We start from the raw sequence: 8,690 nt of genomic DNA on the forward strand, positions 1-8,690 counted from the left end.
CCGAACCCCGAACCCCGAACCCCGAACCCCGAACCCCGAACCCCGAACCCCGAACCCCGAACCCCGACCTGATCTTTTAGATCTCGACTATTGAATATAGGATCTCAGCGCGTTTTCATGCTAGAATTTGCGCAATTTTTTTGTACTCGATAAGTAGCACTGTAATGATCTTAGATGATATTCGCATCGTTTTAGTTAACACATCACACTCTGGTAACATTGGTTCAGCGGCGCGCGCCATGAAAACCATGGGATTATCAAAGTTATACCTTGTTGATCCAGCCTGTGAAATAGACAGTCATGCAAGTGCGCTTGCTGCAGGTGCGACTGATGTACTAGGTAATGCTGTTATTGTTGATAGTGTTGCAGATGCAATTGCTGACTGTGCATTAACGATTGGTACTAGCGCCCGCTCACGTACGTTGTCGTGGCCTATGGTAGAGCCGCGTGAATGTGGTGAAAAGCTTGTTGGCGAAGCCGTAAATGGCCCTGTAGCGCTTGTATTTGGTCGTGAAAACAGTGGTTTAACAAACGAAGAATTACAACTGTGTAATTACCATGTGTGTATTCCTGCTAATCCAGAATACAGCTCGCTAAATTTAGCGATGGCAGTACAAACCTTATGTTATGAAACGCGTATGGCATTTTTAAATCAACAGCCTAAAGCGGAACAACAAGAAGACGAAACCCTATATCCATCGTCTAAACAAACAGAATTGTTTTACGAACATCTTGAAGACACATTGTTTAAAACAGGCTTCATCATTAAGCAGCACCCAGGCATGGTAATGACTAAGCTACGTCGTTTGTTTAATCGTGCTCGCCCTGAAGATGCAGAAATGAACATATTACGAGGTATTCTTACCTCAATTAATAAGTCTATAAAATAGCAATTAGTTATAAATAGCGCCCTTTATTGCTCTACTAATACTTGACTAAATTACTCAGGTAATTACAATAGACTCAATACTTGACCAAAACAGTCGGGTATTACAAGTTTTTTAGAACCTAGAACCTAGAACCTAGAACCTAGAACCTAGAACCTAGAACCTAGAACCTAGAACCTAGAACCTAGAATACTTGACTAATCTACTCTGGTAATTAAAATTTGCACTCTTTTGTGCGGGGGGCGTTATGAAGTTAACATCAAAAGGCAGATACGCCGTTACAGCCATGCTGGATGTTGCACTACATGCAAATATAGGCCCTGTAGCGCTTGCAGATATTTCGCAGCGCCAAGAAATTTCTTTGTCTTATCTTGAGCAGTTATTTGCCCGTTTACGTAAGAATGGGCTAGTGAGTTCTGTTCGAGGTCCTGGTGGGGGCTATTTACTAGGACGTGAGGCCGATGTAATTTCAGTTGGCGATGTTATCAATGCGGTAGATGAATCTGTTGACGCTACTCGGTGTCAGCGAAGCAATACTGGTTGTCAAAGTGGTATGCGTTGTTTAACCCATACATTGTGGTCAGATTTAAGCGCACGAATTGAAGAATTTTTAAATAATATTACCTTAGCTGAATTGGTTGAAAAGTCGGACGTTAAAGCGGTCGCTCTTCGCCAAGAAAACAGCGTTAATGATGCAATTAAGCAGTTGGAAAATATTCAAGTAAGCTGTCAACTTTAAGGTTGACCTGCAGCGGAGAGAGAAATGAAGTTACCGATTTATTTAGATTACGCAGCAACTACGCCCGTTGACGAACGAGTTGCCAAAGAAATGATGCAGTGCCTGACTATGGACGGTAATTTTGGTAATCCAGCATCGCGTTCACACCGTTTTGGTTGGCAAGCTGAAGAAGTCGTTGACCAAGCACGTACTGACATTGCCGATTTAATTAATGCAGACCCACGTGAAATTGTATTCACATCGGGTGCAACAGAATCAAATAACCTTGCTATTAAAGGTGCGGCTCAGTTTTACAAGAAAAAAGGTAAGCATGTTATTACCGCTAAAACTGAACACAAAGCCGTTATCGACACATGTCGTGAACTTGAGCGTCAAGGGTTTGAAGTAACTTATATGGACGTTGAAGAAAACGGCCTACTTGATCTGCAAAAATTAGCAGATACGATGCGTGACGACACTGTGCTTGTAAGCATCATGCATGTAAATAACGAGCTAGGTGTAATCCAAGACATCAATACTATTGGTGAAATGTGTCGCGAACGTAAAATTATGTTCCACGTAGATGCGGCACAAAGCGCGGGTAAAGTTTTAATCGATGTGCAACAAACCAAAGTAGATTTTATGTCATTCTCGGCGCACAAAGTATACGGCCCTAAAGGCGTAGGTGCTTTGTATGTTCGTCGTAAACCACGTGCACGTTTAGAAGCACAAATGCACGGTGGCGGCCATGAACGTGGCATGCGTTCTGGTACATTAGCAACCCATCAGTTAGTGGGTATGGGTGCAGCATTTAGAATTGCAAAACAAGATTTTGAAAAAGATCACGCACACATCAGTGCGTTGCGTAAACGCCTAATCGACGGCATTTTAACGGATATGGACGAAGTGTACTTTAACGGCACGCAAGACCAATCAGTACCTGGTATTGTCAACATTAGCTTTAACTTTGTTGAAGGTGAGTCGTTATTAATGGCTGTTAAAGATATTGCGGTATCGTCAGGTTCAGCCTGTACATCTGCAAGTTTAGAGCCTTCTTACGTATTACGTGCATTAGGTCGCAACGACGAGCTAGCGCACAGCTCGATTCGTTTTAGTATTGGCCGTTTTACCACCGAAGAAGAGATTGATTACACCGTTGAGCTAATGAAAAACTCGATTGGCCGTTTACGTGAAATGTCTCCTCTTTGGGAAATGCACCAAGAAGGTGTTGATTTAGATTCAGTTGAATGGGCGCACCACTAATTAGTGGAGCCCATACCTAGCAGGTAGTGAGGATAGAATTATGGCTTACAGTGATAAAGTAATCGACCACGTAGAAAACCCACGTAACGTAGGTGCTCTAGACAAAAATGATCCGTCAGTGGCAACGGGTATGGTAGGCGCACCAGCATGTGGTGACGTAATGAAATTGCAAATTAAAGTATCGGCGGAAGGCGTTATTGAAGATGCAAAATTCAAAACGTACGGCTGTGGTAGCGCAATTGCTTCATCTTCGCTGGTAACAGAGTGGGTTAAAGGCAAAACATTAGACGAAGCTGCGACTATCAAAAATACCGATATCAGCGCAGAGCTAGAATTACCACCAGTGAAAATTCACTGCTCAATTTTAGCCGAAGATGCAATTCAAGCAGCAATTGCAGATTACAAAAGCAAACATACAAACTAAGAGATATTCATGGCAGTGACATTGACAGATGCGGCAGCAAACCGCGTACAATCATTTTTAGCAAACCGTGGTAAAGGCATTGGCCTGCGAGTTGGCATTAAAACGACGGGCTGTTCAGGTCTTGCTTATGTTCTAGAGTTTGTTGATGAGCTAAACGATGACGATGAAACATTTGCGGCCAAAGGCGTTACCTTAATTGTTGACGCTAAAAGCTTAGTTTATATCGACGGCACCGAGCTCGACTACACTAAAGAAGGTTTAAATGAAGGGTTTAAATTTAATAACCCTAACCAAGCTGATGAGTGTGGCTGTGGCGAAAGCTTTACCGTTTAAGCTCAAACTTGTTTTAAGATATAAATAAGCCCTGCCAGTTAATGTAGGGCTTTGTCATTTGTGAGAAGTTATGCGTTATTTTGAGTTATTTGCAATACCGGTTGATTACAATATTGACTTAGCAATGATCAACAAGCACTACTTAGAACTTCAACGTGCTGTACACCCTGATCGTCATGCTAATGCCAGCAGTCGTGATAAATTAATGGCCGTACAAAGTACCGCTGAAATTAACGACGCATTACAAACACTTAAGCATCCGGTTAAACGTGCTGAATATATGTTGAGTGAGCTGGGCGTTGATATTCGCGCAGAGCAGCAAACACTGCAAGATCCCATGTTCTTGATGCAACAAATGGAACTGCGCGAAGAGCTTGAAGAACTTCCCTCTGCAAGTGATCCAGATATCGCTATTGCTAATTTTGAGTCGCAAATAAAGCAATTAAAAGCCCAGTATAGCAACGAATTGGCTGAGCAACTTGCAAGCAACGATGAGCAACAATATCAACACGCTGCTGACAACATTCGCAAATTAAAATTTGTATATAAGTTACAAGACGAACTTGAACGCATTGAAGACAGTTTATTTGACGATTAATTACTTGCTGCAAAGCGAGCAACACGAGTTTAAAGAGCATTATGGCATTATTGCAAATTGCTGAGCCGGGGCAGAGCGCGGCACCACATGAACACAAATTAGCCATTGGAATTGATTTAGGCACTACAAATTCATTAGTGGCAACCGTACAAAGCGGCGAAGCACGCACTATTACTGATGAGTCAGGCGAAGCGATGTTACCCTCAGTGGTTCGTTATCAAGCTGGCGGCATTACCGTGGGTAATGATGCAATGCAAGCAGCTACACTCGATCCGGTTAATACGCTTATTTCAGTGAAGCGCTTTTTAGGTAAAACCCAAGCCGAAATAGAACAAAGCTATGGCCAACTGCCTTATCAGTTTTGCGATGATGATGGTGCATTGGCTATCGAAACGGCTGCGGGAAAAATCAGCCCAGTTAAAGCCTCAAGTCATATTTTAAATGCTTTAAAAGTACGCGCTGAGCAAAGCTTTGGTAATCAAGATATTTTAGGGGCAGTAATTACGGTACCAGCTTATTTTGATGATGCACAGCGTCAAAGCACCAAAGATGCGGCTGAGCTTGCCGGTATTAATGTACTGCGCTTACTAAACGAGCCTACTGCCGCTGCCGTTGCTTACGGTTTAGATTCAGGGCAAGAAGGTATTATCGCCGTTTATGATTTAGGGGGCGGTACTTTTGATATCTCTATACTGCGCTTAAATAAAGGCGTGTTTGAAGTGCTGGCCACCGGTGGCGATTCTAGCCTAGGCGGCGACGACTTTGACTCATTATTAGTTGATTACCTAAAACAAGAAACCGGCGTGACAGGCTTATCTCCTTCGGTATTACGCTTATTCATTAATAAAGCCAAAGCCTGTAAAGAAGCACTCAGCCAATACGAAAAAGTGAATGTTGGCCTTGAGTTTGACGATGAAAAATACATGGTTGAAGTAACGCGAGAAAAATTTAATGAGCTCGCTATGCCACTGGTTAAAAAAACGCTCCGCTCATGTCGTCGAGCAGTAAAAGATGCCGGTATTGAAAATCAAGAAGTATTACAAGTTGTAATGGTTGGTGGTTCAACCCGTATGCCATTAGTGCGTACTCAAGTCGGTGAATTTTTTGATAAACAGCCACTAACTTCAATTGACCCTGATCGCGTTGTTGCACTGGGTGCTGCATTACAAGCTGACGTATTAATCGGTAACAAGCCAGATTCCGACATGTTATTACTTGATGTGTTACCGTTGTCGTTAGGCCTTGAAACAATGGGTGGCTTGGTTGAAAAAATCATTCCACGCAATACCACGATTCCGGTTGCACGTGCGCAAGAATTTACTACGTTTAAAGATGGTCAAACGGCTATGTCGTTGCATGTATTACAAGGTGAACGTGAACTGGTTGACGATTGTCGATCGCTGGCAAAGTTCAGCTTAAAAGGTATTCCCCCTATGGCGGCGGGAGCGGCGCATATTCGCGTTACCTTTAAAGTAGATGCTGATGGTTTACTAAGCGTATCAGCCATGGAAAAATCAACGGGTGTTCAAGCAGAAATACAAGTAAAACCGTCGTTTGGTTTGTCTGACGACCAAGTTGCTAATATGCTTAAAGAGTCGATGAGTAACGCCAAAGGCGATATGCAAGCGCGTATGCTTAAAGAGCAACAAGTTGAAGCGCTTCGTGTAATAGAAGCGATGGAAGCCTCATTAGCTGCTGATGGCGATTTACTTGAGCCTGAGCAATTAGCGACGCTAAAAGTGGAAATAAGCGAACTTGCGAAAGTACGCGAGAGTGCGCAAGAGCCAAGCGAAATTAAAGCGGCCATTGAAAAAATGGATAATGCGAGCAGTGATTTTGCCGCGCGCAGAATGGACGCGTCAATTAAAAAAGCCTTAACGGGTCAGTCAGTAGACAATATATAAGAGAGATTAGAATGCCACAAATTGTTTTTCTTCCCCACCCGGAGTTGTGTCCTGACGGTGCTGCAATAGAAGCGCCAGCTGGCGAAACGGTACTTGATATCGCGCTTAAAAATGGCATTAGCATTCCTCATGCCTGTGAAAAATCATGTGCATGTACAACTTGTCACTTAGTGATCCGTGAAGGTTTTGACTCATTAGATGAAAGTGACGACCTAGAAGACGACATGCTAGATAAAGCCTGGGGTTTAGAACCAGAGTCACGTTTAGGTTGCCAAGCAATTATTAGAGATGAAGACTTAGTGGTTGAAATACCTAAGTACAATCTCAATATCGTTAATGAAGAACACTAGTTTTTAATTAATGACTATTATATTAAAAGCCGCTGTTTAACACAGCGGCTTTTTTGTTTGTATTAAGTAGCAGCGGGTTTATCCCGCGTCTTTTTTAAAGGTTAAAGGCGAAAGGCAAAAGGTTACGAGCGGCGGGCTGCGAGACGCGGGTAAATTAAAATAGCCTGTAGGCGGGGCTTTACGCCGCGCAAATGTGGTTAAAGGTAATAAAATTATGCACAAAGAGGTTAAGAGACGCTGCGCTTTTAGAGGAAGTGACAAAACAATTAATCACTCAGGCTAATGGTTAGTGCTTTCTCATTTTCTTCTCATTCACTTCTCTTTGTGCATATGCTTTTTAAAGCGGTTTTATTCCGCGTTTGTTAGTAATTTTATTTACCACAGAGATTACAGAGTGCGCAGAGGAAGTGAATAAATACAAAGGTTGAAGGTAAAGGGTTACGGGCGGCGGGTAAATTAAAATTAAAAAGTCTTGTAGCGTTAACCACAAGGCTTTTTTAATTTATCGAAGCCCGAAGCCCGAAGCCCGAAGCCCAAAACCCATTTCGGAGGTATATTTTGAGTGATCTTATTTTTTCAGACTCGTTTATTAACGGTGAATTTTATCAAACCAACTCACGCTTTAGCGTTGATGATCCGGCCACCGAACAAAGTATTGTTGATGTAAGTGATATTGACGAGCAAGGCGTAAAAAGTGCCATAACAGCGGCGCAAGGCGCTTTTGTAAAATTAAAAGCCACCAATGCGACCGAGCGAAGCGAAACCCTGATGCGTTGGTATGATCTAGTAATAAAGCACAAACAAACCCTTGCTACCCTCATGACTAAAGAGCAGGGGAAACCGCTTAAAGAATCGCTTGGTGAAATAGATTATGGCGCCGGTTTTATTAAATGGTTTGCAGAGGAAGCTAAACGCAGCTACGGCGATGTGATCCCCGCCACCGATAACAGTCATCGTTTAACTAGCTTCAAGCAACCTATTGGCGTGGTAGCAGGTATTACGCCTTGGAACTTTCCTGTTGCTATGGTGACTCGAAAAGTCGCGCCGGCTTATGCTGCGGGCTGTAGTTTTATACTCAAGCCTTCTGAGCACACACCATTATGTGCTATCGCTTTAGCTTATTTAGCTGATCAGGCTGGCTTTGTTAAAGGTGCATTTAATGTGCTTGTGTCACAAGATGCCAAAAAGGTTGGCAAAATGCTGACAGACTCAGAGGTGGTACGTAAGTTTACTTTTACTGGCTCTACCGGTGTAGGTAAGCAGTTACTCTCTCAATGTGCATCTACAATAAAGCGTACTTCAATGGAATTGGGAGGAAATGCCCCGTTTATAATATTTGATAATGCTGATATTGACGATGCGATTGATGGATTAATGGCGGCCAAATTTAGAAACTCAGGACAAGCTTGTGTTGCAGCAAATCGTATTTTTATTCAGCGTAATATATTAAATGACGTGCTTGAAAAAATTACACCCAAAGTCGCTGCGCTCAATGTTGCGAACGGTTTTGATGAAAATGCCGACATAGGGCCGCTTATTTACCCCAAAGCAAAAGAGAAAGTGCAACAACTGATTAAAGACGCTGTTGATAAAGGCGCTACCCTAATTGGAGATAACAGCAATTTAGGTGGCAGTTTTCAAAACCCATTAATAGTCACCAATGTCACTACACAAATGGATATTTATCACGAAGAAGTCTTTGGTCCTGTATTAACGGTGATCCCATTTGATGAAGAAAGCGAAGTACTTGCGCTTGCTAATGACGTCCCTTATGGGTTAGCTGCGTACTTTTATAGCCAAAACATTAAACAAATCTATCGTATAAGCGAAGGGCTAGAGTTTGGCATGGTAGGTGTAAATGAGGGAGTTATATCAAACCCAGTTGCGCCGTTTGGTGGTGTAAAGCAATCAGGTCTTGGTCGTGAAGGCGGGCATCAGGGGTTAGATGAGTACTTAGAAGAAAAATATGTATGTATTAAGGTGTAATGGTTAAAACTGTTCCGATGAGTTAACAGTTCAGCGTTTTAAGTTGCTTGAAACGGGTGTAAATGCTACCTTTTCAAAAAATATTTAAGTAAACAAAACGTAAAAAATTTCTATAAGTAGAAATACCCCCGTGTGTAAATGCCACCATCTGGTGGCATTTTTTTTATCTTTATACAAGGAGAGGTTTTTTGCAGCTTTCCATTTTAAGGTCTAAACTATTCTTAATT

9 protein-coding genes are annotated in these 8,690 nt (G+C 42.4%); all 9 read left to right on the forward strand.

Going from position 1 to position 8,690, the window contains the following annotated elements; genetic code table 11:
- Positions 1 to 164 precede the first annotated feature (164 nt).
- The 9 genes from trmJ to A9479_RS18955 all read left to right on the forward strand — a co-directional run bounded on the left by trmJ (position 165) and on the right by A9479_RS18955 (position 8,463).
- On the forward strand, positions 165 to 890 hold the full coding sequence (trmJ, locus tag A9479_RS18915) for a tRNA (cytosine(32)/uridine(32)-2'-O)-methyltransferase TrmJ (RefSeq protein WP_064664274.1): 726 nt from the start codon (positions 165 to 167) through the stop codon (positions 888 to 890).
- 244 nt (positions 891 to 1,134) lie between these two features.
- Positions 1,135 to 1,626, forward strand: coding sequence for a Fe-S cluster assembly transcriptional regulator IscR (gene iscR, locus A9479_RS18920; protein ID WP_008113921.1), 492 nt, complete (start codon positions 1,135 to 1,137; stop codon positions 1,624 to 1,626).
- Between the two features lie 24 nt (positions 1,627 to 1,650).
- Positions 1,651 to 2,868, forward strand: coding sequence for an IscS subfamily cysteine desulfurase (locus tag A9479_RS18925; RefSeq protein WP_008113922.1), 1,218 nt, complete (start codon positions 1,651 to 1,653; stop codon positions 2,866 to 2,868).
- A gap of 40 nt (positions 2,869 to 2,908) precedes the next feature.
- The gene (gene iscU / locus A9479_RS18930; RefSeq protein WP_008113923.1) at positions 2,909 to 3,292 is read left to right on the forward strand and encodes a Fe-S cluster assembly scaffold IscU; all 384 of its coding nucleotides are present in this window, start codon (positions 2,909 to 2,911) and stop codon (positions 3,290 to 3,292) included.
- A gap of 9 nt (positions 3,293 to 3,301) precedes the next feature.
- Positions 3,302 to 3,625: an iron-sulfur cluster assembly protein IscA gene (iscA, locus tag A9479_RS18935; protein ID WP_008113924.1), complete on the forward strand. Its 324-nt coding sequence runs from the start codon at positions 3,302 to 3,304 to the stop codon at positions 3,623 to 3,625.
- Positions 3,626 to 3,695: 70 nt separating this feature from the next.
- Positions 3,696 to 4,223 carry a co-chaperone HscB gene (gene hscB, locus A9479_RS18940; protein ID WP_008113925.1) on the forward strand — a complete coding sequence of 176 codons (528 nt, stop codon included), beginning with the start codon at positions 3,696 to 3,698 and terminating at the stop codon, positions 4,221 to 4,223.
- A gap of 41 nt (positions 4,224 to 4,264) precedes the next feature.
- The gene (hscA, locus tag A9479_RS18945) at positions 4,265 to 6,127 is read left to right on the forward strand and encodes a Fe-S protein assembly chaperone HscA (protein ID WP_064664275.1); all 1,863 of its coding nucleotides are present in this window, start codon (positions 4,265 to 4,267) and stop codon (positions 6,125 to 6,127) included.
- Positions 6,128 to 6,138: 11 nt separating this feature from the next.
- Positions 6,139 to 6,477 carry an ISC system 2Fe-2S type ferredoxin gene (gene fdx / locus A9479_RS18950; protein ID WP_008113929.1) on the forward strand — a complete coding sequence of 113 codons (339 nt, stop codon included), beginning with the start codon at positions 6,139 to 6,141 and terminating at the stop codon, positions 6,475 to 6,477.
- A 558-nt stretch (positions 6,478 to 7,035) separates the two neighbouring features.
- The gene (locus A9479_RS18955) at positions 7,036 to 8,463 is read left to right on the forward strand and encodes an NAD-dependent succinate-semialdehyde dehydrogenase (RefSeq protein WP_064664276.1); all 1,428 of its coding nucleotides are present in this window, start codon (positions 7,036 to 7,038) and stop codon (positions 8,461 to 8,463) included.
- Positions 8,464 to 8,690: the final 227 nt, after the last annotated feature.

The organism is Pseudoalteromonas sp. MQS005 (assembly GCF_001661605.1).
GTDB classification, from domain to species: Bacteria; Pseudomonadota; Gammaproteobacteria; order Enterobacterales; family Alteromonadaceae; genus Pseudoalteromonas; species Pseudoalteromonas tetraodonis.

Excerpts from the sequence above, each read along its gene's own strand:
- trmJ (WP_064664274.1), top strand. The coding sequence starts at position 165 with ATGATCTTAGATGATATTCGCATCGTTTTAGTTAACACATCACACTCT.
- iscR (WP_008113921.1), top strand. The coding sequence starts at position 1,135 with ATGAAGTTAACATCAAAAGGCAGATACGCCGTTACAGCCATGCTGGAT.
- A9479_RS18925 (WP_008113922.1), top strand. The coding sequence starts at position 1,651 with ATGAAGTTACCGATTTATTTAGATTACGCAGCAACTACGCCCGTTGAC.
- iscU (WP_008113923.1), top strand. The coding sequence starts at position 2,909 with ATGGCTTACAGTGATAAAGTAATCGACCACGTAGAAAACCCACGTAAC.
- iscA (WP_008113924.1), top strand. The coding sequence starts at position 3,302 with ATGGCAGTGACATTGACAGATGCGGCAGCAAACCGCGTACAATCATTT.
- hscB (WP_008113925.1), top strand. The coding sequence starts at position 3,696 with ATGCGTTATTTTGAGTTATTTGCAATACCGGTTGATTACAATATTGAC.
- hscA (WP_064664275.1), top strand. The coding sequence starts at position 4,265 with ATGGCATTATTGCAAATTGCTGAGCCGGGGCAGAGCGCGGCACCACAT.
- fdx (WP_008113929.1), top strand. The coding sequence starts at position 6,139 with ATGCCACAAATTGTTTTTCTTCCCCACCCGGAGTTGTGTCCTGACGGT.